A 26,633-nucleotide genomic window follows, 5' to 3' on the forward strand; every position below is an offset into this window, starting at 1 on the left:
AACCACCATTTTCCCTTTATTGACAAGCTTATACCCCTATGTTAATGTTTTAAAAGTAACATTGTAACGTGGATGAGTGGGTTTGTCGCACGAAAGGTGTTTATTTAGCATGAGAAAAAAAGTTTTTTTAGCCTGTAAACAATGCTCAAAAAGAAATTATACAACGATGAAGAACCAACAAAACAATCCTGAACGAGTCGAGGTTAAAAAGTTTTGCAGTTACTGCAATGCTCATACCATTCACCAGGAAACTAAGTAAGCGAAGTAAGCTTTTTTTTATAAATGTTAAATGAATGAAAGCATGGGGGTTTATGAAGATGGCGGATGTTGCAGAAAAGACAAAAAAATCACCAGCAAAGTTTCTTTCTGATGTAAACAAGGAAATGAAGCGCGTTAGCTGGCCTGCGCGAAAAGAATTATTTCGCTATACAGGGGTTGTATTGTCAACTGTAGTGGTTATGGCTTTGTTCTTCTGGGTTGTGGATTTAGGTATTTCACAATTAGTTGAGCTTATTTTAGGGTAGATTAGATACAGCTTCTTTTGGATAGAATGCTAGAGTATATCCATTTTAGGAGGGAAAGGACACGGGTCCCATCGTATGGAAAAAAATTGGTACGTAGTTCATACCTATTCAGGTTATGAAAACAAAGTAAAAGCAAACTTGGAAAAGCGTTTGGAATCTATGGGGATGACAGATAAAATTTTCCGTGTACTTGTACCTGTAGAAGAAGAGACCGAAACAAAGAACGGCAAGACAAAAACAAGCATGAAGAAAGTTTTCCCTGGTTATGTATTAACGGAAATGATCATGACAGATGATTCATGGTACGTTGTACGTAATACACCTGGGGTAACTGGATTTGTCGGTTCTGCTGGAGCGGGCTCAAAGCCAACGGCACTTTTGCCTGAGGAAGTAGATCATATTCTTAAAGGTATGGGTATTGAAGCGCCGCGTGTTGAAGTTGATTTCGAAATTAAGGAATCTGTAAAAGTAAAAGAAGGTCCTTTTGCTGACTTCGTAGGTACGATCGAAGAGATCGATGCAACAAAACGCAAGCTGAAAGTTCACGTCAATATGTTTGGCCGTGAGACACCTGTTGAACTCGAGTTTAACCAAGTTAGCAAGTTATAATGGAAAAAGACTTGTAATCACTTCGAAAAGGTGATAGAATTTTTTATGTTTGATATTACTAATCAACTGCTTCTTCTCTTTTAGGAGGGGAAGCGTATTTTTGAGTGGGAGGGTTTAGGCCCTAATACCACATCACGGACTTAAGGAGGTGTGTCGCGTGGCTAAAAAGGTTATTAAAATGGTGAAATTGCAAATCCCTGCTGGTAAAGCAAACCCGGCACCGCCAGTTGGACCTGCACTAGGACAAGCTGGGGTAAACATCATGGGATTCTGTAAAGAATTCAACGCTCGTACTGCTGATCAAGCTGGTTTAATCATTCCGGTAGAAATCACGGTTTTCGAAGACCGTTCATTTACATTCATCACTAAAACTCCTCCGGCTGCTGTTCTTTTAAAGAAAGCTGCGGGAATCGAGTCAGGTTCTGGTGAGCCAAACAAGAAAAAAGTTGCGACTGTAAAGCGTGATAAAGTTCGCGAAATCGCAGAATCAAAAATGCCTGACCTAAACGCTGCTAGCGTAGAAGCTGCAATGCGTATGGTTGAAGGTACAGCACGCAGCATGGGAATTGTTATCGAAGACTAATTCCGTGTGTCATGTCTATTAGGTTGCGAGTAAAAGGATTGATATCCTGCCCTTTAAACGGTTCGCAACCTTTATTCATGCAATGCGTTCGATTGCGTTTAAGTTAAGCGCAATAAGTGGGAGGAATATCCGCTAAACCACATAAGGAGGACAATACAATGGCAAACAAAGGTAAGAAGTACCAAGAAGCGGCTAAATTAGTAGACCGCACAAAAGCATATGACGCTGCAGAAGCAATCGAACTAGTAAAAAAGGCTGCTCCTGCAAAGTTTGACGAGTCTGTAGAAGTTGCAGTTCGTCTAGGTGTAGACACAAAGAAAGCTGACCAACAAGTTCGTGGAGCAGTAGTGCTTCCAAACGGAACTGGTAAGACTCAACGTGTATTAGTTTTCGCTAAAGGTGAAAAAGCAAAAGAAGCTGAAGCTGCTGGAGCAGATCACGTTGGCGATTCTGACTACATCAACAAAATCCAACAAGGCTGGTTCGAGTTTGACGTAATCGTTGCAACTCCAGACATGATGGCTGAAGTTGGTAAACTTGGACGTGTTCTAGGACCTAAAGGTTTAATGCCTAACCCTAAAACTGGAACAGTTACATTTGAAGTTGAAAAAGCGATTAACGAAATCAAAGCTGGTAAAGTAGAATACCGTGTTGATAAGACTGGTAACGTACACGTGCCAATCGGTAAAGTTTCTTTCGAAGCTGAAAAGCTTGCAGAAAACCTTAACACAATCATCGAAACATTGTTGAAAGTTAAGCCTGCAGCTGCAAAGGGAACTTACATGAAGAACGTAGCTGTTTCTTCTACTATGGGACCTGGGATCAAAGTTAATCCATCTTCATTTGCTGTAAAACGATAGTTGACAAACGGGTTCAGACCCGTTATATTATATACTGTTAAACACAAACGCATCAGATGAATGCCGTAGACAGCAGGAGCCAACTGGCTTAAATCTTCCTGCCGAGGTGAAGCATCGATAAGCTCATTAGTTCTTTACTTATGACTTTAGATACTCACGCCTCCATGTCTCGACATGGAGGCTTTGTTTTTGGACAAAACCTGCGGTGATGCAATCATTTTACAGGAGGTGTAATAATGAGCAGCATTTTAGAAACAAAAAAGCAGTTAGTATCCACTATTTCTGAGAAAATCAAAAATAGCCAATCAACAATCCTTGTTGACTACCGTGGTCTTACTGTTTCTGAGGTTACTGAACTTCGTAAGTCTTTACGTGATGCTGGCATCGAGTTTAAAGTTTACAAAAACTCAATGGTAGTCCGCGCGGCTGAAGAGAATGACCTTAACTTATCAGAACACTTAACTGGTCCTACAGCGATCGCATTCTCTAATGAAGATGTTGTAGCTCCTGCTAAGATTCTTAACGATTTCGCTAAGAAGCACGAAGCGCTTGAAATCAAAGCGGGTGTAATCGAAGGACGTATCGCGTCTCTAGAAGAAGTGAAAGCTCTTGCTGAACTTCCATCAAGAGAAGGACTTCTTTCTATGGTACTCAGCGTGCTTCAAGCACCTATCCGCAACTTTGCGTTGGCTACTAAAGCCGTTGCAGAACAAAAAGAAGAACAAGGTGCGTAAGCCCATTCTTCAACCAATAATAACTTACATTCCATAAGGAGGAAATTATAATGTCTAAAGAGCAAATCATTGAAAGCTTAAAAACAATGACTGTTTTAGAGCTTAACGACCTAGTAAAAGCAATCGAAGAAGAGTTTGGTGTAACTGCTGCTGCTCCTGTAGCTGTAGCTGGTGGAGCTGCTGGTGGAGACGCTGCTGCTGAGCAAACTGAATTCGACGTAATTCTTGCAAGCGGTGGAGCTTCAAAAATTAAAGTTATCAAAGTTGTTCGTGAACTTACAGGTCTTGGACTTAAAGAAGCGAAAGAACTTGTTGACGGTGCTCCAAAGCCAGTTAAAGAAGGCGTATCTAAAGAAGAAGCTGAAGAAATCAAAGCTAAGCTTGAAGAAGTTGGAGCTTCTGTTGAAGTTAAGTAATTCAAAAGAAAAGGTTCGCCCGATGGCGGACCTTTTTGTTTGTTTCGTTATATCTTTTTAGAAGACTTTCTTCTAGAAGGGTGTTGCTATTCTCATCATATGCAAGTTGATTGGAATGCAAGGTGCGTGCCAACCACCTGGGAAGCTTCTCGCAAGGCATGCGACGAGGAAGTTGGCTTCGGTAGTATTTACTTGTAGACGCAGGAGCAAGGATAATTTCTTGGATGTCTATCTTTTAAATAACTCACCGCCTGCTCCGCGGAAAGCGAGCACCTGTAACGGAAATCAACTACTTTTCAAGGGGCGACATTGTAAAAGCAATTTATAGATAGACCGTTAAAGAATTTCGGAACGGGAATACTGTCTTTATCAGAAGGTAAGGAGAGTTTTAAAACGATGAAGAACCATTATTATTCTGAAACACCCGGTACAGAAAGTAAAAGAGAGACGTGGGATTTTTTATTAAACGGCGAAAAGTTTCGCTTTACGACGGATGCTGGTGTCTTTTCAAAGAAAGAAGTAGATTTTGGCAGCCGTGTTTTAATAGAGTCCTTTGTACCTCCAGAAGCACCTGGTGATTATATAGATGTAGGATGCGGATACGGACCGATCGGACTTTCGCTTGCAAGAGCGGAAAAAGATCGTGTTGTTCAAATGGTGGATATCAATGAAAGAGCAATTGAACTTGCTAAGCTGAACGCAGATAAGAATAAGATCGATAACGTTAAGATCTATAAAAGTTACTTATTTGCTGAAGTGGAAGATAAAGAGTTCGCTGCTGTTATCACAAATCCGCCGATTCGTGCAGGCAAGGCAGTCGTTCATCAAATTTTTGAAGAAGCGTACCATAAACTTAGCGTTGGTGGCGAGTTATGGGTCGTTATTCAAAAGAAACAAGGTGCACCATCTGCTTTGGATAAAATGGAACAATTATTCGGCCAAGTTGAAACGGTTGCGAAGAAAAAAGGCTACTATATTTTACGCGCAATAAAAGTTTGACTTGATAAATTCCGTATGTTAGTATTATAAAATGCCAATGGATTCGCATTTTGCTGCTTATTTTTCGTGGTAAGCGAAAAAACGTTGATAAATCAACGTTTTTTACTCATGTTTAGACGTATAGAATGCAAAAAAAGTTGGACAAAATTATATAATAGCTTTTATCAAAATAGGAAAACTGCGGTTTTAAAAATATGAAACCCTTTTTCTTTTTGTTTTCTAACCTTCTTACTAGAATGTTAGATAGAAATAAGATACACGAAAAAAACGCTGGATTTGAGGGGTGAAGCAGTTGACAGGTCAACTAGTTCAGTTTGGACGCCACCGCCAACGAAGAAGTTATGCAAGGATTAGCGAAGTGCTTGAATTACCAAACTTAATTGAAATTCAAACCGCTTCCTATCAATGGTTTCTTGATGAGGGGTTACGTGAAATGTTCCGAGACATTTCGCCGATTGAAGATTTTACAGGGAACCTCGTTTTAGAGTTTATTGATTATAACTTAGGTGAGCCGAAGTATCCTGTAGATGAATCAAAAGAGCGCGATGTTACTTACGCTGCTCCGCTTCGTGTGAAAGTGCGTCTGATCAATAAAGAGACGGGCGAAGTAAAAGAGCAGGAAGTATTTATGGGAGATTTCCCGTTAATGACAGATACGGGAACCTTTGTGATCAACGGGGCAGAGCGTGTAATTGTATCACAGCTCGTTCGTTCACCAAGTGTTTACTATAGTGAGAAAATCGACAAAAACGGTAAAAAAGGTTTTACCGCTACTGTCATTCCAAACCGCGGTGCTTGGCTGGAGTTCGAAACAGATGCTAAGGACGTAGTTTATGTGCGTATCGACCGCACAAGAAAAATCCCTATTACCGTATTGCTTCGTGCTTTAGGGTTTGGGTCTGATCAAGAAATCATTGATTTGCTTGGAGAAGACGAGTATCTTCGCAATACGCTGGATAAAGATAATACAGAAGGAACGGAAAAAGCCCTTCTCGAAATCTATGAGCGTCTTCGTCCGGGAGAGCCTCCAACAGTAGATAATGCCAAAAGTTTATTAGATTCTAGGTTCTTTGATCCGAAACGCTATGACTTGGCTAACGTTGGACGCTACAAAATCAATAAAAAGCTTCATATAAAGAATCGTCTATTCAACCAGAAGTTAGCTGAAACACTTGTTGATGCTGAAACTGGTGAAGTGATTGCTGAAGAAGGTACGCTGCTTGACCGCAGAACGCTGGATAAGATTATCCCTGCTCTTGAAAGTGGTGTAGGTTTCAAAACCGTAACACCAGCAGGAGGAGTGGCAGAAGATCAAGATATCGCTCTTCAATCTATTAAAATCTATGCACCTGACGATCAAGAAGGCGAAAGAATCATTAATGTTATCGGAAACGGTCTTGTTGACAAAGAAATTAAAAACATTACGGTTTCAGACATTATTGCTTCTATTAACTACTTCTTCAACCTATTGCATCAAGTAGGAACTACAGATGATATTGACCATCTTGGAAACCGTCGTTTACGTTCTGTTGGTGAACTTCTTCAAAACCAATTCAGAATCGGACTTTCCAGAATGGAGCGTGTTGTTCGTGAGCGTATGTCTATTCAAGACACAAATGCGATCACACCACAGGCGCTTATCAATATCCGTCCTGTTATTGCTTCTATTAAAGAGTTCTTCGGCAGCTCACAGCTTTCACAGTTCATGGATCAAACGAACCCGTTAGCAGAATTGACGCATAAACGTCGTCTATCTGCACTAGGGCCAGGTGGTCTTACACGTGAACGTGCAGGCTTTGAAGTTCGTGACGTTCACTACTCTCACTACGGCCGTATGTGTCCGATTGAGACACCAGAGGGTCCGAACATCGGGTTGATCAATTCACTTTCTTCTTATGCGAAAGTGAACCAATACGGATTTATCGAAACGCCATACCGTCGGGTCGATCCTGAAACAGGTCGTGTGACGAGCCGTATCGATTACCTGACTGCTGATGAAGAAGATTTATACGTAGTTGCACAAGCGAACTCCATTTTAGGTGAAAACGGAGAGTTCATGAACGAAGACGTAATTGCACGTTTCCGTGGTGACAACACTGTTGTAAAACGCGAACGCATCGACTATATGGATGTATCGCCTAAACAGGTTGTATCTGCTGCGACAGCTTGTATTCCGTTCTTGGAAAATGATGACTCCAACCGTGCCCTAATGGGAGCGAACATGCAACGTCAGGCTGTACCTTTACTTGTTCCTGAATCCCCGATCGTTGGTACAGGAATGGAGCACGTATCTGCAAAAGACTCCGGAGCTGCAGTAATCTGTAAGCACGAAGGAATCGTTGAACGTGTTACAGCAAAACAAGTTCAAGTGCGCCGCATTAAAGAAGTAGATGGCAAGGAAGTTTCAGGCGACCTTGACACTTACAACATGCTTAAGTTTATTCGTTCCAACCAAGGAACGTGTTATAACCAGCGTCCGATCGTAAGCACGGGTGACCGAGTAACGAAAGGGGAAATCTTAGCGGATGGACCTTCAATGGAACTAGGTGAACTTGCTTTAGGTCGTAACGTTCTTGTTGCCTTCATGACTTGGGAAGGTTACAACTACGAGGATGCTGTCATTATGAGCGAACGTCTCGTAAAAGATGATGTATACACTTCGATCCATATTGAAGAATATGAGTCAGAAGCACGTGATACGAAACTCGGACCAGAAGAAATCACTCGTGATATTCCTAACGTCGGAGAAGATGCATTACGTAACCTGGACGAACGCGGAATCATCCGTGTTGGTGCGGAAGTTAAAGATGGAGATATCTTAGTTGGTAAAGTAACGCCTAAGGGTGTAACGGAACTAACAGCTGAAGAGCGTTTATTACATGCGATCTTTGGTGAAAAAGCTCGTGAAGTCCGCGATACTTCATTGCGTGTACCTCATGGTGGAGATGGAATCATCCTTGACGTTAAAGTGTTCAACCGTGAAGATGGCGATGAACTTCCTCCGGGTGTGAATCAGCTCGTTCGTGCATATATCGTGCAAAAACGTAAGATTCACGAAGGAGATAAAATGGCCGGGCGTCACGGAAACAAAGGTGTAATTTCTAAAATTATGCCTGAAGAAGATATGCCTTATCTTCCAGATGGAACGCCAGTTGACATCATGTTAAACCCGCTAGGGGTACCTTCCCGTATGAACATCGGTCAGGTATTGGAGCTTCACCTTGGAATGGCTGCACGTCAGCTAGGCATTCATGTTGCTACACCGGTATTCGATGGAGCGCGTGAGGAAGATGTTTGGTCTACGATCGAAGAAGCTGGAATGGCTCGCGATGGTAAAACGGTACTTTATGATGGACGTACAGGTGCTGCATTTGATAACCGTGTATCAGTTGGGGTCATGTATATGATCAAACTGGCTCACATGGTTGACGATAAGCTGCATGCTCGTTCAACTGGACCTTACTCACTTGTTACACAGCAACCTCTTGGTGGTAAAGCACAATTTGGAGGTCAGCGTTTCGGTGAGATGGAAGTATGGGCGCTTGAAGCATATGGCGCGGCATACACACTACAGGAAATTCTTACGGTTAAATCCGATGATGTTGTCGGCCGTGTGAAAACGTATGAAGCCATCGTTAAAGGTGAAAACGTTCCTGAACCAGGTGTTCCAGAATCATTTAAAGTATTGATCAAAGAACTTCAATCTCTTGGAATGGACGTTAAGATCTGTTCAGGAGATGACAAGGAAATTGAAATGAGAGAGCTTGATGATGAAGACGATCAGGCAAGCGAGAAATTAAATCTAAATCTTGAGTCTTACACTTCGAATGACTAAAACAGGATATCAAAAGGGAGGTACGCTCCTTGATAGACGTAAATAATTTTGAATATATGAAAATTGGTCTTGCTTCACCGGACAAAATCCGGTCGTGGTCAAGAGGGGAAGTAAAGAAACCTGAAACAATCAACTACCGTACACTTAAGCCTGAAAAAGACGGCTTGTTCTGTGAAAGAATTTTCGGTCCTACAAAAGACTGGGAATGTCATTGCGGAAAATATAAGCGCGTCCGTTATAAAGGTGTGGTTTGTGACCGTTGTGGTGTTGAAGTAACAAGAGCTAAAGTTCGACGTGACCGTATGGGTCACATCGAGCTTGCTGCTCCTGTATCACACATTTGGTACTTCAAGGGAATCCCAAGCCGTATGGGTCTTGTTTTGGATATGTCTCCAAGAGCATTAGAAGAAGTAATCTACTTTGCTTCATACGTTGTTACTGAAACAGGGGATACTCCTCTTGAGAAGAAACAACTGCTTTCAGAAAAGGAATACCGCACATACCGTGAAAAGTATGGAAAAGGTTTCACTGCACAAATGGGTGCAGAAGCGATCAAGCGTCTTTTAGAAGACATCGATGCTGAAAAAGAAGTTGAGATGTTGAAAGAAGAGCTTAAAACTGCACAAGGCCAACGCCGTACACGTGCGATTAAGCGTTTAGAAGTACTAGAAGCATTCCGTCATTCTGGCAACCATGCTGATTGGATGATTCTTGAAGTACTTCCGGTTATCCCACCGGAATTGCGTCCGATGGTACAGCTTGATGGCGGCCGTTTTGCCACATCTGACCTTAACGACCTATACCGTCGTGTTATCAACCGTAACAACCGTTTGAAGCGTCTATTAGACCTAGGTGCTCCTAACATTATCGTTCAAAATGAAAAACGTATGCTTCAAGAAGCAGTCGATGCATTAATCGATAATGGCCGCCGTGGCCGTCCGGTTACAGGGCCAGGAAATCGTCCGTTAAAGTCACTTTCACACATGCTGAAAGGGAAACAAGGACGTTTCCGTCAAAACTTGCTAGGTAAACGTGTTGACTACTCTGGACGTTCGGTTATCGTTGTAGGTCCGAACCTTAAGATGTACCAATGTGGTCTGCCTAAAGAGATGGCACTGGAACTGTTTAAACCGTTTGTTATGAAAGAATTAGTATCAAAAGGTCTTGCACACAACATTAAGAGTGCAAAACGCAAAGTAGAGCGCGTTCAGCCTGAAGTTTGGGATGTTTTAGAAGAAGTTATTCGCGAGCACCCAGTACTTCTTAACCGTGCACCTACACTTCACAGACTTGGTATCCAAGCATTCGAACCAACGCTTGTTGAAGGCCGTGCAATCCGTCTTCACCCACTCGTATGTACAGCATATAACGCTGACTTTGATGGTGACCAAATGGCGGTCCACGTACCTTTATCAGCTGAAGCTCAAGCAGAGGCTCGTATCTTAATGCTTGCTGCCCAAAACATCTTGAACCCGAAAGATGGTAAGCCGGTAGTAACACCTTCACAGGATATGGTATTAGGGAACTATTACTTAACACTTGAGCGTGCAGGAGCTATTGGTGAAGGGTCTGTATTTAAGGACATCAATGAAGCGATCATCGCTTATGAAAATGGATATGTACACTTGCATACGCGTATTGCCGTGCCTGTATCCAGCTTGAATAAAGAAACTTTCACGGAAGAACAACAATCTAAACTTCTGATGACTACAGTAGGTAAGTTGTTATTCAACGAAATCCTGCCTCCGTCATTCCCGTACATTAACGAACCGACTACGACGAACCTTCAAGTGGAGACACCTGAAAAGTACTTCTTAGATCCGGCATCTAATGTGAAGGAAGAAATTCAGAAGCATGAAGAAATTGTTCCTTTCAAGAAAGGAATCCTCGGTAAGATTATCGCGGAAGTGTTCAAACGCTTTAAGATTACTGAAACGTCTAAAATGCTAGATCGCATGAAAGACTTAGGATTCAAATATTCTACACGCGCTGGTATTACGATCGGTGTATCCGATATCGTTGTATTACCAGAAAAGCAAGAAATCCTTGCTGTTGCGGAAGAAAAAGTAGTTAACGTTACAAAGCAATTCAGACGTGGTCTAATCACGGAAGAAGAGCGCTATGAGCGTGTAATTAATGTTTGGAGTTTGGCAAAAGACGAAATCCAAAATAAATTGATGGGTACGCTTGATAAGCGAAACCCAATCTTCATGATGAGTGACTCCGGTGCCCGTGGTAACGCGTCTAACTTTACGCAGCTAGCTGGTATGCGTGGTCTGATGGCCAACCCGGCTGGTAAAATCATCGAGTTACCGATCAAATCAAGTTTCCGTGAAGGTCTAACAGTACTCGAGTACTTTATCTCTACTCACGGAGCGCGTAAAGGTCTTGCCGATACAGCCCTTAAAACAGCTGACTCTGGTTACCTTACTCGTCGTTTGGTTGATGTTGCTCAAGACGTTATCGTCCGTGAAGATGACTGTGGAACTGACCGTGGCTTAGAAGTTGCTGCTATTAAAGAAGGCAACGAAGTGATCGAACCGCTTCATGAGCGCTTAATTGGTCGTACTGCATATAAAAAGGTATTTCACCCAGAAACAAAAGAAATTCTTGCAGACGTTAATCAGCTGATCACTGAAGACATGGCCGCTCATATTGAAGAAGTAGGCGTGAAAGCAGTAACGATCCGTTCTGTATTTACTTGTGACACTCGTCACGGTGTTTGTAAGAAATGTTACGGACGCAACCTTGCAACAGGATCCGACGTTGAAGTTGGGGAAGCTGTTGGAATTATCGCTGCTCAATCCATCGGTGAGCCAGGTACACAGCTTACAATGCGTACCTTCCATACAGGTGGGGTAGCAGGTGACGATATCACACAAGGTCTTCCGCGTATCCAAGAATTGTTTGAAGCGCGTAACCCGAAAGGTCAGGCTGTTATTTCAGAGCTTGAAGGTACGGTTGTTGGCGTAAATGACAATAAAGATAAGCGTGAAGTTGTCGTTCAAGGTGAAATTGAATCTAGATCTTACACAATTCCTTTCGGTGCCCGTATTAAAGCGGTTGAAGGAGATAAGGTAACTGCCGGTCAAGTATTGACGGAAGGTTCAATTGATCCTAAGGAATTAATTAAAGTACGCGGTGCTGAAGGCGTACAAGAATACCTATTGCGTGAGGTACAGAAAGTTTACCGTATGCAAGGGGTAGAAATCGGAGATAAGCACGTTGAAGTAATGGTTCGCCAAATGCTTCGTAAAGTGCGTATCATCGACTCTGGTGATTCTCAAGTACTTCCAGGAGCACTTATGGACATCCATGCATTTACAGATGTTAACCGTAATGTACTTCTTGAAGGTGGAACTCCTGCTACAGGACGTCCGGTGCTTCTTGGTATTACAAAAGCATCTCTTGAAACAGAATCGTTCTTGTCTGCTGCATCGTTCCAGGAAACAACTCGAGTTCTTACTGACGCTGCTATCAAAGGTAAGCGTGACGAGCTTCTCGGACTTAAGGAAAACGTTATTATTGGTAAGCTGATCCCGGCTGGAACAGGTATGAACCGTTACAGAAACATCGGAATCAACTCTCCAGTAGTTGAAGAAGAGAACACGGAAGAGGCAGATCTGCCAACTGAACTTGTTTCTCAAGATTAATAAATGAAATGTTGACATTTGGAGCGCATCGGTGATATGATTACGGATGTGCTCCTAAAGAAATGTTGCTTTGGAGGATATTTGTATGTCTTATGAAAAAGTGACACAGGCTTCTGAAATTATCGTAGGTACTAAGCAAACAATCAAAGCTTTACAGAACGGCGAGGTCAAAGAGCTGGTCGTTGCGGAAGACGCTGATTTTCGAGTAACGAGCAAAGTATTGCAGATTGCTGAAGAGAAGCACGTACCGATCGTAAAGGTTGATTCCATGAAAAAGCTTGGAAAAGCATGCGGTATAGATGTCGGGGCCGCAACTGTTGCGATAAAAGGATAAAATAAACGTTTTTGCGATGAGTAGTAAGATCGCTCCGCTCGCAAAAACTTTCTTTTGTCCTAAAATGAACCACCTGGGTCGGTGGTATTACAAAACGAGAGAGGAGGAAATAAAAAATGCCTACAATTAACCAATTAGTTCGCAAAGGTCGTGTTTCTAAAACAAAGAAATCTGACTCTCCTGCGTTAAACAAAGGTTACAACAGCTTCAAAAAGTCCCAAACTAACGTTTCATCTCCGCAAAAGCGTGGAGTTTGTACGCGTGTTGGTACTATGACTCCTAAGAAGCCGAACTCGGCGCTTCGTAAGTATGCCCGTGTTCGTCTAACAAACGGAATCGAAGTTACAGCTTACATTCCTGGTATCGGACACAACCTTCAAGAGCACAGTGTTGTTCTTATCCGTGGAGGACGTGTAAAAGATTTACCGGGGGTACGCTACCACATCGTTCGTGGTGCTCTTGATACGGCTGGTGTTACTAACCGTATGCAAGGTCGTTCTAAGTATGGAACGAAGCGTCCAAAGGAAGCTAAGAAATAATATTAAAATAAATTAAACAACTATCAGAAAGGAGGGGACCACATGCCACGTAAAGGACCTGTTGCTCGTCGTGATGTGTTACCTGATCCAATTTACAAGTCTAAGCTTGTAACTCGTCTAATCAATAAAATTATGATTGACGGTAAGAGAGGGGTAGCTCAAACAATCTTGTACAATGCGTTCGATCTTATTAAAGAACGTACAAACCAAGATCCTATGGAAGTGTTTGAACAAGCTCTTAAAAATATCATGCCAGTTCTTGAAGTTCGTGCTCGCCGTGTTGGTGGAGCTAACTACCAAGTACCAGTTGAAGTTCGCCCAGAGCGTCGTACAACTTTAGGACTTCGTTACCTAACGAACTACTCTCGTCTACGCGGAGAAAAGACAATGGAAGAACGTCTTGCGTATGAGATCATGGATGCTGCAAACAACACTGGTGCTTCTGTTAAGAAGCGCGAAGATATGCACAAAATGGCAGAAGCAAACAAAGCGTTTGCTCACTACCGCTGGTAAAATTTTAGAGGCAGTTTTCGGACTGTCTCTACAACACTATAAAAATTCCTTTGCATAAGGAAGGAGAGAAATTCATGGCTAGAGAATTCTCCTTAAAAAATACTCGTAATATCGGTATCATGGCTCACATCGATGCTGGTAAAACAACGACTACTGAACGTGTACTTTACTATACTGGCCGTATCCACAAAATCGGTGAAACTCATGAAGGAGCTTCACAAATGGACTGGATGGAGCAGGAACAAGAGCGTGGAATCACGATTACTTCCGCTGCTACAACTGCTCAATGGAAAGGTCACCGTGTCAACATTATTGACACACCAGGACACGTAGACTTTACAGTTGAAGTAGAACGTTCATTACGTGTATTAGACGGAGCGGTTGCTTTACTTGATGCTCAATCAGGTGTAGAACCACAAACAGAAACAGTATGGCGTCAGGCTACAACTTACGGAGTACCTCGTGTAGTATTCGTAAACAAAATGGACAAGATTGGTGCGGATTTCTTATATTCCGTAAAAACTATCCATGATCGTCTTGGTGCAAATGCTCACCCGATCCAATTACCGATCGGTGCTGAAGACCAATTCGAAGCTATCATCGACTTAGTTGAAATGAACGCTGTATTCTACGGAAACGACCTCGGTACTGATATCGAAGTTCGTGAAATTCCTGAAGAGCACATGCCGTTGGCTGAAGAATACCGTAACAAGTTAATTGAAGCGGTAGCTGAGCTAGACGAAGAAATGATGATGAAGTACTTAGAAGGCGAAGAAATTACGAAGGAAGAGCTTAAAGCAGGTATCCGTCAAGGAACTTGTAACGTTGAGTTCTACCCAGTAATGTGTGGTTCGGCATTTAAGAACAAAGGTGTTCAGCTTATGCTTGACGCTGTTCTTGATTACCTTCCATCGCCGGTTGATGTACCAGCTATTAAAGGTGTACTTCCTGACTCTGAAGAAGAAGTAACTCGTGAATCAAGTGACGAAGCACCATTCTCTGCACTTGCATTTAAAGTTATGACTGACCCTTATGTTGGTAAGTTAACATTCTTCCGTGTGTACTCAGGTACATTAAACTCTGGATCATACGTACAGAACTCTACAAAAGGAAAGCGCGAGCGTGTTGGACGTATCCTTCAAATGCACGCAAACTCCCGTGAAGAGATCTCAATCGTATACGCTGGAGATATCGCAGCTGCTGTAGGTCTTAAAGATACTACAACTGGTGATACACTATGTGATGAAAAGAACCTTGTTATCTTAGAATCCATGGTATTCCCAGAGCCAGTTATCTCACTATCTATCGAGCCGAAGTCTAAAGCAGACCAAGACAAGATGGGTATGGCGCTTGCTAAGCTTGCTGAAGAAGATCCAACATTCCGTACTGAAACAAACGAAGAAACTGGACAAACGATCATCGCAGGTATGGGTGAGCTTCACCTTGATATCCTAGTTGACCGTATGCGCCGTGAATTCAAGGTAGAAGCTAACGTGGGTGCTCCTCAGGTTGCTTACCGTGAAACGATTCGCCAAGCTGCTAAAGTTGAAGGTAAATTCGTTCGTCAGTCTGGTGGTCGTGGACAATACGGTCACGTTTGGGTTGAATTCGAGCCAGGTGAAGAAGGATCTGGATTCGTATTTGAAAACAAAATCGTTGGTGGGGCAGTTCCTCGTGAATACATCCCTGCAGTTCAAGCTGGTATTGAAGAATCAATGAAAAACGGAATGCTTGCTGGTTTCCCATTACTTGACCTAAAAGCTCGTATCGTTGATGGATCTTACCATGATGTTGACTCCAACGAAATGGCGTTTAAGATTGCCGGTTCAATGGCACTTAAGAACGCAAAAGCAAAGTGTGACCCTGCAATCTTAGAGCCGATTATGAAAGTTGAAGTAACGGTTCCTGAAGAGTACATGGGTGATATCATGGGTGACGTAACTTCTCGTCGTGGACGTGTTGAAGGTATGGAAGCTCGTGGTAATGCACAAATCGTTAAAGCGATGGTTCCACTTGCAGAAATGTTCGGTTACGCAACTAGCTTGCGTTCTCGTACACAAGGCCGCGGTACTTACTCAATGCACTTCGATCACTACGAAGAAGTACCTAAGTCGATTTCTGAAGAAATCATCAAAAAAGCAACTGGAGCTTAATCGCTTCGGTTGTAAGAAACAACATTTTCATGTAATCTAAAATGGGCAGTATAACCTGTCTGTTTTAAATAAAAAAATCTACTATATGTAACCATATTTAAGGAGGAATCTTTCTCATGGGTAAAGAGAAATTTGATCGTTCCAAAACGCATGCTAACATTGGTACTATTGGTCACGTTGACCATGGTAAAACAACTTTAACAGCTGCTATCACTACTGTTCTTGCAAAGAAAAACGGTAAGGGTGTAGCAATGGCTTATGACCAAATCGATGGTGCTCCAGAAGAGCGCGAACGTGGAATCACAATCTCAACTGCACACGTTGAGTATGAAACTGATTCTCGTCACTATGCACACGTAGACTGCCCAGGACATGCTGACTATGTTAAGAACATGATCACTGGTGCAGCACAAATGGATGGTGGGATCCTAGTAGTATCTGCTGCTGACGGCCCAATGCCACAAACTCGTGAGCACATCCTTCTTTCTCGTCAAGTAGGTGTACCTTACCTTGTTGTATTCATGAACAAGTGTGACATGGTAGACGACGAAGAACTTCTTGAGCTAGTTGAAATGGAAGTTCGTGACCTTCTTTCTGAGTATGACTTCCCAGGAGACGACATTCCTGTAATCAAAGGTTCTGCTCTTAAAGCTCTTGAAGGAGACGCTGATTGGGAAGCTAAAATCTATGAGCTAATGGATGCTGTAGATTCTTATATCCCAACACCTCCTCGTGACACTGAAAAGCCATTCATGATGCCAGTTGAGGATGTATTCTCAATCACTGGTCGTGGTACAGTTGCTACTGGACGTGTTGAGCGTGGAGTAGTAAAAGTTGGTGACGTAGTTGAGATCCTTGGTCTTACTGAAGAGCCAAAATCAACAACTGTAACAGGTGTTGAAATGTTCCGTAAGCTTCTTGACTATGCTGAAGCTGGTGACAACATTGGTGCACTTCTTCGTGGGGTTTCCCGTGACGATGTTGAGCGTGGACAAGTTCTTGCTAAGCCAGGTACTGTTAAAGCTCACACTAAGTTCAAATCAGAAGTATACGTTCTTTCAAAAGAAGAGGGTGGACGTCACACTCCATTCTTCTCTAACTACCGTCCTCAGTTCTACTTCCGTACAACTGACGTAACTGGTATCATCCAACTTCCTGAAGGCGTAGAAATGGTTATGCCTGGAGATAACGTTGAGATGACTGTAGAACTAATCGCTCCAATCGCTATCGAAGAAGGAACTAAGTTCTCTATTCGTGAAGGTGGACGTACAGTTGGTGCAGGCGTAGTTGCAACAATCACTGAGTAATCTCATTACTCTTTTATAAAAAACACTCTCCTTTTGGAGGGTGTTTTTTTTGTATATATTCGCATTCATTTTAATAAAGGATGTTTTCGTAAAACTTTGTTGCTTTTGGAAGTAGTTGATTTCCGTTCCAGGTTGCTCGCTTTCCACGGGGCGTGCGGTGAGCCTCCTGCCGCTTTGCGCCATTAGGAGTCTCCACCTGACCGCTCGTCCCGTAGGAGTCGGCAACCTTGCACTTCAATCAACTTGCAAATGATGAGAATAGAAAAAACACATAGCAACAATCTTTTAGAAAAGGGCCCTTAATAATACTTGAAAGTTTGCTCTAAAAAAGTTGAGGTAAAAGTGATTTAGGATCAGTTTTAAAGGAAATAGCTGCACGGAACGGTATATCAAACCGTAATTCTTGAAATATGGAGCATGATCCTGCGAGTGTACACCACAAATCCGCGTGTTATAAATCAAATTCATTCGCCGCCACTTCGAGCGGAAACAATCTAAGATCGCCACCGCCAATAGAATATCTTCTATATATAGAAGAAACACATTCAAGTGTATTAAAGAAATGTGCAAAAGAAGAAAAAGGAAGTTGAAATCACGGGATAAAGTCTCTATAATAGAAAAAGTGCGATTAGCGATAAATAAATGCAAATAAAACTTGCATTAGGCGTTGCTTTTCTCTATAATAAGTAATGTTGGTCATTCACTGCGATGATCCGGAAGGTTGCTGACACACTAGGCCCCTTTGCCATGGCTGGTGACATCAGGTTGAATTTCCGCGGAGCAATGTCTGTTTATCAAAATAGGCGAATAAAGGAGGGAAAAAAATGGCAAAGCAAAAGATTCGTATCCGTTTAAAGGCGTATGATCACAGAATTCTTGATCAATCAGCTGAAAAAATCGTAGAAACTGCTAAGCGTTCAGGAGCAAAGGTATCTGGTCCTATCCCACTACCTACTGAGAAAGCGATCTACACGATCCTTCGTGCGGTTCATAAGTACAAGGACTCTCGTGAGCAGTTCGAAATGCGTACTCATAAGCGCTTGATCGATATTATCGAGCCAACACCACAAACAGTTGATTCGTTAATGCGTTTGGATCTACCGTCTGGTGTAGACATCGAAATTAAACTATAATTTCACGTTTGCTAATAAATATTTTACTTATTAATAGGAGGTGTGACGAATGACCAAAGGAATCTTAGGTAGAAAAATTGGTATGACTCAAGTTTTCGCAGAAAACGGAGATTTAATTCCAGTTACTGTAGTAGAAGTAACTCCTAACGTTGTTCTTCAAAAGAAATCCGTTGAGAATGATGGCTACGAAGCTATCCAACTTGGATTTGATGATAAAAAAGACTCTCGTACTAACAAGCCGCAAGCAGGACATGCTGCAAAAGCTAGCACGAGCCCTAAGCGCTACGTTAAAGAATTCCGTAATGTTGATGTTGCGGGATACGAAGTTGGTCAGGAAGTCAAAGCTGACATTTTTGCAGAAGGTGACGCTGTAGACGTTACTGGTACATCTAAAGGAAAAGGATTCCAAGGTGTTATCAAACGTCACGGGCAATCACGCGGGCCAATGAGCCACGGTTCCCGTTACCACCGTCGTCCTGGTTCAATGGGTGCTGTTGACCCTAACCGTGTTTTCAAAGGGAAAGCATTACCTGGACGTACTGGCGGAGATACAGTAACTGTACAAAACCTTGAAGTTGTTAGGGTTGATGCAGAACGTAATCTTCTACTAATCAAAGGTAACGTACCTGGAGCGAAAAAGAGCTACGTTACAATTAACTCTGCTGTTAAAGCAAAGGATGCTAAATAAGGAAGGAGGACAATCTGATGCCAAAAGTAGCATTATTTAAACAAGATGGTACTCAAGCTGGCGATATCGAATTAAACGAATCCGTATTCGGTATTGAACCAAATAAAAGCGTGCTTTTCGACGCTGTTATTATGCAGCAAGCATCACAGCGCCAAGGAACGCATGATGTAAAGAACCGTTCTGAAGTTGCTGGTGGTGGACGCAAGCCTTGGAAACAGAAAGGTACTGGACGTGCTCGTCAAGGATCTATCCGTTCTCCACAATGGGTTGGCGGTGGAGTGGTTTTCGGACCAACACCAAGAAGCTATTCTTACAAATTACCTAAGAAGGTTCGTCGCTTAGCTATTAAATCAGCGCTATCTTCAAAGGTTCTAGATAACGACTTGATCGTTTTAGAAGCACTTGCATTCGAAGCTCCTAAAACAAAGGAAATGAAGCAAGTTCTTGCAAATCTATCCGCAGATCGTAAAGCATTAGTTGTAACTGCTGATTACAATGACGCTGTTGCATTGTCTGCACGTAACATCCCTGGCGTAACAGTTGTTACAGCTAACGGCGTTAGTGTTCTTGACGTGTTAAACCACGACAAGCTTCTTATGACTAAAGACGCTGTGGAAAAAGTAGGGGAGGTGCTCGCATAATGGAAGCTCGTGATGTGATTAAGCGCCCCGTTATTACAGAGCGTTCTACTGAAATAATGGCTGACAAAAAATACACGTTCGAAGTAAACCCTCGTGCTACTAAGACTCAAATCAAAGGTGCACTAGAAGAAATCTTTGGCGTAAAAATTCAATCTGTTAACACTGCTAACTACAAAGGTAAGTTTAAGCGTGTAGGCCGTCATACTGGTTACACTTCTAAGCGTAAAAAAGCAGTAGTTACATTAACTCCAGAAAGCAAAGAACTCGACTTTTTTGAAGGAGTTTAAAAAGAACTCGTAAAGGAGGGAAATTACAATGGGTATCAAAAAGTTTAAACCGACAACTAACGGTCGTCGTAACATGTCTCAGCTTGATTTTGCTGAAATTACAACTGACCAACCAGAAAAATCCTTGCTTGCTCCTCTTAGCAAAAAAGCTGGGCGTAACAACCAAGGTAAACTAACAGTTCGTCACCAAGGTGGTGGACACAAGCGTAAGTATCGTATCATCGATTTCAAACGTAACAAAGATGGAATACCAGGTCGCGTTGCTACAATCGAGTACGATCCAAACCGTACAGCAAACATCGCTCTTATCCACTATGCAGATGGTGAGAAGCGTTACATCCTTGCTCCTAAAGGAATCAAAGTAGGACAAGAAATCATGTCAGGAACTGAAGCTGATATTAAAGTAGGTAACTCACTTCCATTAGCTAACATTCCTGTAGGTTCTACAATTCACAACATCGAACTTAAGCCTGGTAAAGGTGGACAATTAGCTCGTTCAGCTGGTGCTGAAGCTCAACTTCTTGGTAAAGAAGAAAAGTATGCGCTAGTTCGTCTTGGTTCTGGTGAAGTTCGTATGATCCTTCTTACTTGCCGTGCAACAATCGGTCAAGTTGGTAACTTAGAGCACGAACTTGTGAACGTTGGTAAAGCTGGTCGTTCTCGCTGGAAGGGTATCCGCCCAACAGTTCGTGGTTCTGTAATGAACCCTAACGATCACCCACACGGTGGTGGTGAAGGACGCGCTCCAATCGGACGTAAATCACCAATGTCTCCATGGGGTAAACCAACTCTTGGATATAAAACTCGTAAGAAAAATAGCCAAACTGACAAGTACATTGTACGTCGTCGCAAAAAATAATGTGATTGTCCTACGGTTCAATCGAGCCGTAGCGCAAACACAAAGGGAGGTTCTCGAATGGGTCGCAGTTTGAAAAAAGGGCCTTTTGTAGATGACCACTTGATGAAAAAGGTCGAGGCACTTAATGAATCTAACGACAAGAAAGTAGTTAAAACTTGGTCTCGTCGTTCTACGATTTTCCCTGACTTCATCGGTCACACAATCGCTGTTTATGATGGTCGTAAGCATGTGCCGGTATATTGTACAGAAGATATGGTCGGTCACAAGTTGGGTGAATTCGCTCCAACGCGTACTTACAAAGGTCACGCAGCCGATGATAAGAAAACAAGACGTTAATTGAGGGGAGGTACACAAAATGGAAGCAAAAGCAATTGCTAAACAAGTGCGTATTGCTCCTCGTAAAGCTCGCATCGTAATCGACTTGATTCGAGGTAAGCAAGTAGGTGAAGCACTTGCGATTCTACGTTTGACGCCTAAAGCAGCTTCTCCTGTAATTGAAAAGGTGCTTAAGTCTGCTATCGCAAACGCAGAACACAACTATGAAATGGAACCGAACAACTTAGTGATTAAGCAAGCGTTCGTTGATGAAGGTATTACTCTTAAGCGTTTCCGTCCTCGTGCGATGGGTCGCGCAAGCCGCATCAACAAACGTACTAGCCACATCACAATCGTTGTTTCTGAAAAGAAGGAGGGTTAAGACGTGGGTCAAAAAGTAAATCCAATAGGTCTACGTATTGGCGTCATCCGTGACTGGGATTCAAAATGGTACGCTGAAAAGGATTACGCTAATCTTTTACATGAAGACCTTAAGATCCGTTCATATATTGAAAAGCGTTTAAAAGACGCGGCTGTATCCGGTGTTGAAATCGAACGTGCAGCTAACCGTGTTAATATCACAATCAAAACTGCTAAACCAGGAATGGTAATCGGTAAAGGTGGATCTGAAGTTGAAGCACTTCGTAAAGCCCTTAACGACATCACTGGCAAGCGAGTTCATGTAAACATCTTTGAAATCAAGCAAGCTGACGTTGATGCTAAGCTAGTTGCTGAAAACATCGCTCGTCAACTTGAAAACCGTGTATCTTTCCGTCGTGCTATGAAGCAGGCGATCCAACGTGCAATGCGTATGGGTGCGAAAGGTATCAAAACACAAGTGTCAGGCCGTCTTGGCGGAGCTGATATCGCTCGTGCTGAACATTATAGTGAAGGTACAGTTCCTCTTCACACACTTCGTGCAGACATCGATTACGGTACTGCTGAAGCAGACACAACTTACGGTAAGCTTGGAGTTAAAATCTGGATTTATCGTGGTGAGGTCCTTCCAACAAGAGGAACGAAAAAAGAGGAAGGAGGCAAATAATTATGTTATTGCCAAAACGTGTTAAATATCGTCGTGAACACCGCGGTAAAATGCGTGGGAACGCAAAAGGCGGTACTGAAGTTCATTTCGGAGAATTCGGTTTGCAAGCTCTTGAAGCTAGCTGGATTACTAACCGTCAGATCGAAGCAGCTCGTATTGCGATGACTCGTTATATGAAGCGTGGCGGTAAAGTATGGATCAAAATTTTCCCGTCAAAGCCTTACACTGCAAAGCCTCTAGAAGTCCGAATGGGATCTGGTAAAGGTGCTCCTGAAGGATGGGTAGCAGTAGTTAAGCCAGGAAAAGTTATGTTTGAAATCGCAGGTGTCTCTGAAGAAGTGGCACGCGAAGCGTTGCGTCTTGCAGCACACAAACTTCCTGTAAAATGTAAGTTTGTTAAACGCGAAGAAGTGGGTGGTGACACAAATGAAGGCTAATGATATTCGTAACCTGACCACTGCAGAAGTTGAACAAAAAGCAAAAGCACTTAAAGAAGAGCTTTTTAACCTTCGTTTCCAACTAGCGACAGGTCAACTTGAAAACCCGGCCCGCATTCGTGAAGTTCGTAAAGCAATTGCCCGTGCAAAAACGGTTTTACGCGAAAGAGAGCTTGGGATTACTAACGGTTAAATCTTGAGAGGAGGTTCGCACAATGAGTGAACGTAACCAGCGCAAGGTGTACACTGGTCGTGTTGTTTCTGACAAGATGGACAAAACGATTACAGTGCTTGTTGAAACATACAAGACTCACACTTTATATAACAAACGCGTTAAATACTCTAAAAAGTTAAAAGCGCATGATGAAAACAACACTGCTAAAATTGGCGATATCGTAAAGGTTATGGAAACGCGTCCGCTTTCTAAAGACAAGCGATTCCGTTTAATCGAAGTAGTAGAAGAAGCAGTAATTATTTAATAAATTGTTCGGATTATACTCATATCCGAAAGGAGGTCCATTCGCATGATTCAACAAGAATCCCGTTTAAGAGTAGCTGATAACTCCGGTGCGAAAGAGTTACTTTGCATTAAAGTTCTTGGTGGTTCTGGTCGTAAGTACGCTAACGTTGGTGACATTATCGTTTGTTCGGTTAAGTCCGCAACACCAGGTGGCGTTGTTAAGAAAGGTGACGTTGTTAAGGCGGTAGTGGTACGTTCTAAGCGTGGTATGCGCCGTAACGACGGATCTTACATCCGCTTTGATGAAAACGCGGCTGTAATCGTTAAGGATGATAAAGGTCCTCGAGGAACTCGTATCTTCGGACCAGTAGCACGTGAACTTCGTGACAAGCAATTTATGAAAATCGTATCTCTTGCTCCAGAAGTTCTTTAATATATTTACTAGCAAGGCGTTTATTGTCTTGTAAGGAGGTGCAACATCACAATGCCATTGCATGTGAAAAAAGGCGATAAAGTACAAGTTATTTCCGGCAAGGATAAAGGCAAACAAGGTGTAATCCTTGAAGCTTATCCGAAGCTTAACAGAGTGCTTGTTGAAGGCGTGAACGTTGTTAAGAAACACGCTAAACCTTCTCAAGCTAATCCACAAGGTGGAATCCTTAGCCAAGAAGCACCAATTCATGCTTCTAACGTAATGCCTCTTGACCCTAAAACTGGTGCTCCTACTCGTGTAGGCTACAATGTAGTTGATGGGAAAAAAGTTCGTGTGGCCAAAAAATCTGGTGAAACCCTAGATAAATAAGTCTCAGAGTGAAAGGAGGACACATAATGAACCGTCTACAAGAGCGATATAAATCAGAGATCTTACCATCTCTAATGGAAAAGTTTAATTACAGTTCAGTAATGCAAGCACCAAAGATCGAAAAAATCGTTATCAACATGGGTGTTGGGGAAGCAGTATCCAACTCTAAAGTGTTAGATACAGCAGTAGAGGAACTTACAGCTATCGCTGGTCAAAAGCCTGTGATTACGCGTGCTAAGAAATCTATCGCTGGATTCAAACTTCGTGAAGGTATGCCGATCGGATCAAAAGTTACACTTCGCGGAGAGCGCATGTATGACTTCCTTGATAAGTTAATCAGCGTTTCCCTTCCACGTGTACGTGACTTCCGCGGGGTTTCCAAGAAGTCTTTCGACGGCCGCGGTAACTACACGCTAGGTGTTAAAGAACAATTGATCTTCCCGGAGATCGACTATGATAAAGTAAACAAAGTTCGCGGAATGGACATCGTTATCGTAACGACTGCGAACACTGACGAAGAAGCACGTGAGCTTCTTACACAAGTCGGAATGCCATTCCAAAAATAACCTTTAGCCAAAGGAGGTTTACCCGTGGCAAAGAAATCCATGATTGCTAAGCAACAACGCAAGCAAAAGTTCCAAGTGCAAGAATATACGCGCTGTGAACGTTGCGGGCGTCCTCATTCAGTAATCCGCAAGTTCAAACTGTGCCGTATTTGTTTCAGAGAACTTGCTTACAAAGGTCAAATTCCTGGCGTTAAAAAAGCCAGCTGGTAATACCCTGAAAAAAGGGAAGGAGGTAACTAGTAATGGTTATGACAGATCCAATTGCAGATATGCTTACTCGTATCCGCAACGCAAACACTGTTCGTCACGATAAATTGGAGCTTCCTGCTTCTAATATGAAAAAAGAAATAGCTGAAATCCTTAAGCGTGAAGGTTTTGTTCGCGATGTGGAATATGTAGAGGATAGCAAACAAGGAATGATTCGCATCTTCCTTAAGTACGGTTCTAACAACGAGCGTGTAATCTCAGGTCTTAAGCGTATCTCTAAGCCTGGTTTACGTGTTTATGCAAAATCAACTGAACTTCCACGTGTTCTTGGAGGACTTGGTATTGCGATCGTATCTACATCAAAAGGCATTATGACTGATAAAGAAGCTCGCCAATCACAAATGGGTGGCGAAGTTCTAGCGTACGTTTGGTAATAAATAGCGAATGGAGGTGTCAACATGTCTCGCGTAGGTAACAAACCGATAGAAGTTCCAGGTGGCGTTACGATCGATGTTGCTAATGACAACACGGTTTCTGTAAAAGGCCCTAAAGGTGAACTTTCTCGCAAATTCAATGCTGACATTAAGATTAATGTTCAAGATAACGAAATTACTGTGGAACGCCCGAGCGACCACAAAGAGCACCGTGCATTGCATGGTACAACTCGCAGCGTATTAAACAACATGGTAATCGGTGTAACAAACGGTTATGAAAGAGCTCTTGAAATTATCGGGGTTGGATATCGTGCTTCCAAAGCTGGTAACAAGCTTGTACTTAACGTAGGTTACTCTCACCCTGTTGAAATCGTTCCTGAGCAAGGAATCGACATCGAAGTACCTTCTAACACGAAGGTTATTGTTAAGGGTATTGACAAGCAACGTGTAGGTGAAGTTGCTGCAAACATCCGTTCAGTTCGTTCACCTGAGCCTTACAAAGGTAAAGGTATTCGTTACGAAGGTGAATTCGTTCGCCGTAAAGAAGGTAAAACTGGTAAATAAAGCCGTTAGGTAGCGGAAAGGAGTGCAAAGGATGATCACGAAAGCAGATAAGAATGTCGCTCGTAAGAAAAGACATGCTCGTGTTCGCCGCGTTGTAAGCGGAACAGCACAACGTCCTCGTTTGAACGTATTCCGTTCTACAAAGCACATCTATGCTCAATTGATCGATGATCAAGCAGGTGTAACAATTGTATCTGCATCTTCCCTTGATAAAGGTGTAAGTGTAGAAAACGGTGGAAACGTAGATGCTGCTAAAGCGATTGGTCAAGAAATCGCTAAGCGCGCAGTAGAAAAAGGAATCAAATCGGTAGTATTTGACCGAGGCGGATATTTATATCACGGACGTATTAAAGCATTAGCAGACGCAGCTCGTGAAGCTGGGTTAGAATTTTAATCGAAGGAGGGAACCTGATGCGTATCGACCCTAACAAACTTGAACTTGAAGAACGCGTCGTTACCGTTAACCGTGTAGCTAAAGTAGTAAAAGGTGGACGTCGTTTCCGCTTTGCTGCAGTAGTTGTAGTAGGTGACAAAAACGGTCACGTTGGATTCGGTACTGGTAAAGCCCAAGAGGTACCAGAAGCGATCCGTAAGGCGATCGAAGATGCTAAGAAAAACTTAGTAACTGTACCGATCGTAAAAACAACAATTCCTCACCAAGTAATTGGACGTTTTGGAGCAGGTAACGTACTTCTTAAGCCTGCATCTGAAGGTACTGGGGTAATTGCTGGTGGACCTGTACGTGCGGTATTGGAGCTTGCTGGTGTAGGTGACATCCTTTCTAAGTCACTTGGATCTAACAACCCAATCAACATGGTTCGTGCAACAATTGAAGGTTTGAAAAATTTAAAGCGTGCTGAAGATGTTGCGAAACTTCGCGGTAAATCAGTACAAGAGCTTTTAGGTTAAGGAGGGAACTTTAGATGGCTAAGAAATTAGAAATCACCCTCACTCGCAGTGTAATCGGCCGTCCGGAAAACCAACGTATCGTTGTTAAGACACTTGGTTTACGCAAAATGCACCAGACAGTTGTGCACGAAGATAACGCGGCTATCCGCGGTATGGTTAACAAGGTGTCTCACCTTTTAACAGTGAAAGAATTAGAAGCTTAAAAAGATAAATAAATCATGAGGAGG

The 26,633-nt window shown here is 42.6% G+C and carries 36 protein-coding genes and 1 other annotated feature; of the genes, 35 read left to right on the forward strand and 1 reads right to left on the reverse strand.

Annotated elements, in window-relative coordinates:
- The first annotated feature begins 109 nt into the window (after nucleotides 1-109).
- The 15 genes from rpmG (at nucleotide 110) to tuf (ending at nucleotide 17,059) form a co-directional block, all read left to right on the forward strand.
- Nucleotides 110-259 carry a 50S ribosomal protein L33 gene (gene rpmG, locus P8610_RS18105; RefSeq protein ID WP_077365486.1) on the forward strand — a complete coding sequence of 50 codons (150 nt, stop codon included), beginning with the start codon at nucleotides 110-112 and terminating at the stop codon, nucleotides 257-259.
- 58 nt (nucleotides 260-317) lie between these two features.
- Complete coding sequence (gene secE / locus P8610_RS18110; protein WP_289497531.1) at nucleotides 318-524, forward strand: preprotein translocase subunit SecE; 207 nt, start codon at nucleotides 318-320, stop codon at nucleotides 522-524.
- Nucleotides 525-599: 75 nt separating this feature from the next.
- Nucleotides 600-1,133 (forward strand): transcription termination/antitermination protein NusG, encoded by a 534-nt coding sequence (gene nusG, locus P8610_RS18115; RefSeq protein ID WP_066238007.1) that lies wholly within the window; start codon nucleotides 600-602, stop codon nucleotides 1,131-1,133.
- A 157-nt stretch (nucleotides 1,134-1,290) separates the two neighbouring features.
- A complete protein-coding gene (rplK, locus tag P8610_RS18120) occupies nucleotides 1,291-1,716 on the forward strand; it encodes a 50S ribosomal protein L11 (protein WP_066285502.1) in 426 nt (141 codons plus the stop codon).
- A gap of 158 nt (nucleotides 1,717-1,874) precedes the next feature.
- Nucleotides 1,875-2,576 carry a 50S ribosomal protein L1 gene (gene rplA, locus P8610_RS18125; protein WP_066390636.1) on the forward strand — a complete coding sequence of 234 codons (702 nt, stop codon included), beginning with the start codon at nucleotides 1,875-1,877 and terminating at the stop codon, nucleotides 2,574-2,576.
- Between the two features lie 45 nt (nucleotides 2,577-2,621).
- Nucleotides 2,622-2,773: a sequence feature (ribosomal protein L10 leader region), on the forward strand.
- Between the two features lie 39 nt (nucleotides 2,774-2,812).
- Entirely contained in the window at nucleotides 2,813-3,310 is a 498-nt protein-coding gene (gene rplJ, locus P8610_RS18130; protein ID WP_066285506.1) for a 50S ribosomal protein L10, read from the forward strand.
- A gap of 50 nt (nucleotides 3,311-3,360) precedes the next feature.
- Nucleotides 3,361-3,726: a 50S ribosomal protein L7/L12 gene (gene rplL / locus P8610_RS18135; RefSeq protein ID WP_289497530.1), complete on the forward strand. Its 366-nt coding sequence runs from the start codon at nucleotides 3,361-3,363 to the stop codon at nucleotides 3,724-3,726.
- A gap of 396 nt (nucleotides 3,727-4,122) precedes the next feature.
- Nucleotides 4,123-4,725: a class I SAM-dependent methyltransferase gene (locus P8610_RS18140; RefSeq protein ID WP_394605695.1), complete on the forward strand. Its 603-nt coding sequence runs from the start codon at nucleotides 4,123-4,125 to the stop codon at nucleotides 4,723-4,725.
- A 292-nt stretch (nucleotides 4,726-5,017) separates the two neighbouring features.
- Nucleotides 5,018-8,560 carry a DNA-directed RNA polymerase subunit beta gene (gene rpoB / locus P8610_RS18145; RefSeq protein ID WP_289497527.1) on the forward strand — a complete coding sequence of 1,181 codons (3,543 nt, stop codon included), beginning with the start codon at nucleotides 5,018-5,020 and terminating at the stop codon, nucleotides 8,558-8,560.
- A gap of 29 nt (nucleotides 8,561-8,589) precedes the next feature.
- Nucleotides 8,590-12,213, forward strand: a complete 3,624-nt coding sequence (rpoC, locus tag P8610_RS18150) for a DNA-directed RNA polymerase subunit beta' (RefSeq protein ID WP_394605696.1) — start codon at nucleotides 8,590-8,592, stop codon at nucleotides 12,211-12,213.
- A gap of 85 nt (nucleotides 12,214-12,298) precedes the next feature.
- Complete coding sequence (locus P8610_RS18155) at nucleotides 12,299-12,547, forward strand: 50S ribosomal protein L7ae-like protein (RefSeq protein ID WP_066237983.1); 249 nt, start codon at nucleotides 12,299-12,301, stop codon at nucleotides 12,545-12,547.
- Nucleotides 12,548-12,663: 116 nt separating this feature from the next.
- Nucleotides 12,664-13,086 carry a 30S ribosomal protein S12 gene (gene rpsL / locus P8610_RS18160; RefSeq protein WP_066237979.1) on the forward strand — a complete coding sequence of 141 codons (423 nt, stop codon included), beginning with the start codon at nucleotides 12,664-12,666 and terminating at the stop codon, nucleotides 13,084-13,086.
- Nucleotides 13,087-13,128: 42 nt separating this feature from the next.
- Entirely contained in the window at nucleotides 13,129-13,599 is a 471-nt protein-coding gene (gene rpsG, locus P8610_RS18165) for a 30S ribosomal protein S7 (RefSeq protein WP_066237973.1), read from the forward strand.
- A gap of 74 nt (nucleotides 13,600-13,673) precedes the next feature.
- Nucleotides 13,674-15,752, forward strand: coding sequence for an elongation factor G (fusA, locus tag P8610_RS18170; protein WP_137792246.1), 2,079 nt, complete (start codon nucleotides 13,674-13,676; stop codon nucleotides 15,750-15,752).
- Nucleotides 15,753-15,868: 116 nt separating this feature from the next.
- Entirely contained in the window at nucleotides 15,869-17,059 is a 1,191-nt protein-coding gene (gene tuf, locus P8610_RS18175) for an elongation factor Tu (RefSeq protein WP_066285528.1), read from the forward strand.
- Nucleotides 17,060-17,129: 70 nt separating this feature from the next.
- Here tuf and P8610_RS18180 read toward each other — a convergent pair whose 3' ends face one another.
- Nucleotides 17,130-17,255 (reverse strand): hypothetical protein, encoded by a 126-nt coding sequence (locus P8610_RS18180; protein ID WP_394605697.1) that lies wholly within the window; start codon nucleotides 17,253-17,255, stop codon nucleotides 17,130-17,132.
- A gap of 628 nt (nucleotides 17,256-17,883) precedes the next feature.
- Between P8610_RS18180 and rpsJ the strand changes: the two genes are divergently transcribed.
- Genes rpsJ through rpmD form a run of 20 tightly spaced genes read left to right on the forward strand, consistent with a single transcriptional unit; the run spans nucleotide 17,884 to nucleotide 26,609 of the window.
- A complete protein-coding gene (gene rpsJ, locus P8610_RS18185) occupies nucleotides 17,884-18,192 on the forward strand; it encodes a 30S ribosomal protein S10 (RefSeq protein ID WP_053356198.1) in 309 nt (102 codons plus the stop codon).
- Between the two features lie 49 nt (nucleotides 18,193-18,241).
- Complete coding sequence (gene rplC / locus P8610_RS18190; protein WP_066237965.1) at nucleotides 18,242-18,880, forward strand: 50S ribosomal protein L3; 639 nt, start codon at nucleotides 18,242-18,244, stop codon at nucleotides 18,878-18,880.
- 17 nt (nucleotides 18,881-18,897) lie between these two features.
- A complete protein-coding gene (gene rplD, locus P8610_RS18195; RefSeq protein WP_289497522.1) occupies nucleotides 18,898-19,521 on the forward strand; it encodes a 50S ribosomal protein L4 in 624 nt (207 codons plus the stop codon).
- Nucleotides 19,521-19,808 (forward strand): 50S ribosomal protein L23, encoded by a 288-nt coding sequence (gene rplW, locus P8610_RS18200; protein ID WP_066390671.1) that lies wholly within the window; start codon nucleotides 19,521-19,523, stop codon nucleotides 19,806-19,808. The genes rplD and rplW overlap by 1 nt, the downstream gene beginning before the upstream one ends.
- 28 nt (nucleotides 19,809-19,836) lie before the next feature.
- Nucleotides 19,837-20,667: a 50S ribosomal protein L2 gene (rplB, locus tag P8610_RS18205; protein WP_066390675.1), complete on the forward strand. Its 831-nt coding sequence runs from the start codon at nucleotides 19,837-19,839 to the stop codon at nucleotides 20,665-20,667.
- A 57-nt stretch (nucleotides 20,668-20,724) separates the two neighbouring features.
- Nucleotides 20,725-21,003, forward strand: coding sequence for a 30S ribosomal protein S19 (rpsS, locus tag P8610_RS18210; RefSeq protein ID WP_066237951.1), 279 nt, complete (start codon nucleotides 20,725-20,727; stop codon nucleotides 21,001-21,003).
- 19 nt (nucleotides 21,004-21,022) lie between these two features.
- Nucleotides 21,023-21,364, forward strand: a complete 342-nt coding sequence (gene rplV, locus P8610_RS18215) for a 50S ribosomal protein L22 (protein ID WP_066237948.1) — start codon at nucleotides 21,023-21,025, stop codon at nucleotides 21,362-21,364.
- 3 nt (nucleotides 21,365-21,367) lie between these two features.
- Entirely contained in the window at nucleotides 21,368-22,027 is a 660-nt protein-coding gene (rpsC, locus tag P8610_RS18220; protein ID WP_066237945.1) for a 30S ribosomal protein S3, read from the forward strand.
- 2 nt (nucleotides 22,028-22,029) lie between these two features.
- Nucleotides 22,030-22,464: a 50S ribosomal protein L16 gene (rplP, locus tag P8610_RS18225; RefSeq protein WP_066237943.1), complete on the forward strand. Its 435-nt coding sequence runs from the start codon at nucleotides 22,030-22,032 to the stop codon at nucleotides 22,462-22,464.
- Complete coding sequence (rpmC, locus tag P8610_RS18230; protein WP_066237940.1) at nucleotides 22,454-22,657, forward strand: 50S ribosomal protein L29; 204 nt, start codon at nucleotides 22,454-22,456, stop codon at nucleotides 22,655-22,657. Before rplP ends, rpmC begins: the two co-directional genes overlap by 11 nt.
- A 22-nt stretch (nucleotides 22,658-22,679) precedes the next feature.
- The gene (rpsQ, locus tag P8610_RS18235; protein ID WP_289497519.1) at nucleotides 22,680-22,943 is read left to right on the forward strand and encodes a 30S ribosomal protein S17; all 264 of its coding nucleotides are present in this window, start codon (nucleotides 22,680-22,682) and stop codon (nucleotides 22,941-22,943) included.
- A 45-nt stretch (nucleotides 22,944-22,988) separates the two neighbouring features.
- A complete protein-coding gene (gene rplN, locus P8610_RS18240) occupies nucleotides 22,989-23,357 on the forward strand; it encodes a 50S ribosomal protein L14 (RefSeq protein ID WP_066237936.1) in 369 nt (122 codons plus the stop codon).
- A 57-nt stretch (nucleotides 23,358-23,414) separates the two neighbouring features.
- On the forward strand, nucleotides 23,415-23,726 hold the full coding sequence (rplX, locus tag P8610_RS18245; RefSeq protein WP_066294477.1) for a 50S ribosomal protein L24: 312 nt from the start codon (nucleotides 23,415-23,417) through the stop codon (nucleotides 23,724-23,726).
- Between the two features lie 26 nt (nucleotides 23,727-23,752).
- Nucleotides 23,753-24,292, forward strand: coding sequence for a 50S ribosomal protein L5 (gene rplE, locus P8610_RS18250; protein WP_289497518.1), 540 nt, complete (start codon nucleotides 23,753-23,755; stop codon nucleotides 24,290-24,292).
- A 24-nt stretch (nucleotides 24,293-24,316) separates the two neighbouring features.
- Nucleotides 24,317-24,502, forward strand: coding sequence for a 30S ribosomal protein S14 (gene rpsN, locus P8610_RS18255; RefSeq protein WP_066237928.1), 186 nt, complete (start codon nucleotides 24,317-24,319; stop codon nucleotides 24,500-24,502).
- 32 nt (nucleotides 24,503-24,534) lie between these two features.
- Complete coding sequence (gene rpsH, locus P8610_RS18260; RefSeq protein WP_066237923.1) at nucleotides 24,535-24,933, forward strand: 30S ribosomal protein S8; 399 nt, start codon at nucleotides 24,535-24,537, stop codon at nucleotides 24,931-24,933.
- A gap of 24 nt (nucleotides 24,934-24,957) precedes the next feature.
- A complete protein-coding gene (gene rplF, locus P8610_RS18265; protein WP_066237919.1) occupies nucleotides 24,958-25,497 on the forward strand; it encodes a 50S ribosomal protein L6 in 540 nt (179 codons plus the stop codon).
- A 31-nt stretch (nucleotides 25,498-25,528) separates the two neighbouring features.
- A complete protein-coding gene (gene rplR, locus P8610_RS18270) occupies nucleotides 25,529-25,891 on the forward strand; it encodes a 50S ribosomal protein L18 (RefSeq protein ID WP_066237916.1) in 363 nt (120 codons plus the stop codon).
- A 14-nt stretch (nucleotides 25,892-25,905) separates the two neighbouring features.
- Nucleotides 25,906-26,406, forward strand: a complete 501-nt coding sequence (rpsE, locus tag P8610_RS18275; protein ID WP_066237913.1) for a 30S ribosomal protein S5 — start codon at nucleotides 25,906-25,908, stop codon at nucleotides 26,404-26,406.
- A gap of 14 nt (nucleotides 26,407-26,420) precedes the next feature.
- Nucleotides 26,421-26,609, forward strand: coding sequence for a 50S ribosomal protein L30 (gene rpmD, locus P8610_RS18280; protein WP_066237910.1), 189 nt, complete (start codon nucleotides 26,421-26,423; stop codon nucleotides 26,607-26,609).
- Nucleotides 26,610-26,633 lie beyond the last annotated feature (24 nt).

Origin of the sequence: Fictibacillus sp. UD (genome assembly GCF_043558025.1) — a bacterium.
Classification (GTDB): domain Bacteria; phylum Bacillota; class Bacilli; order Bacillales; family Fictibacillaceae; genus Fictibacillus.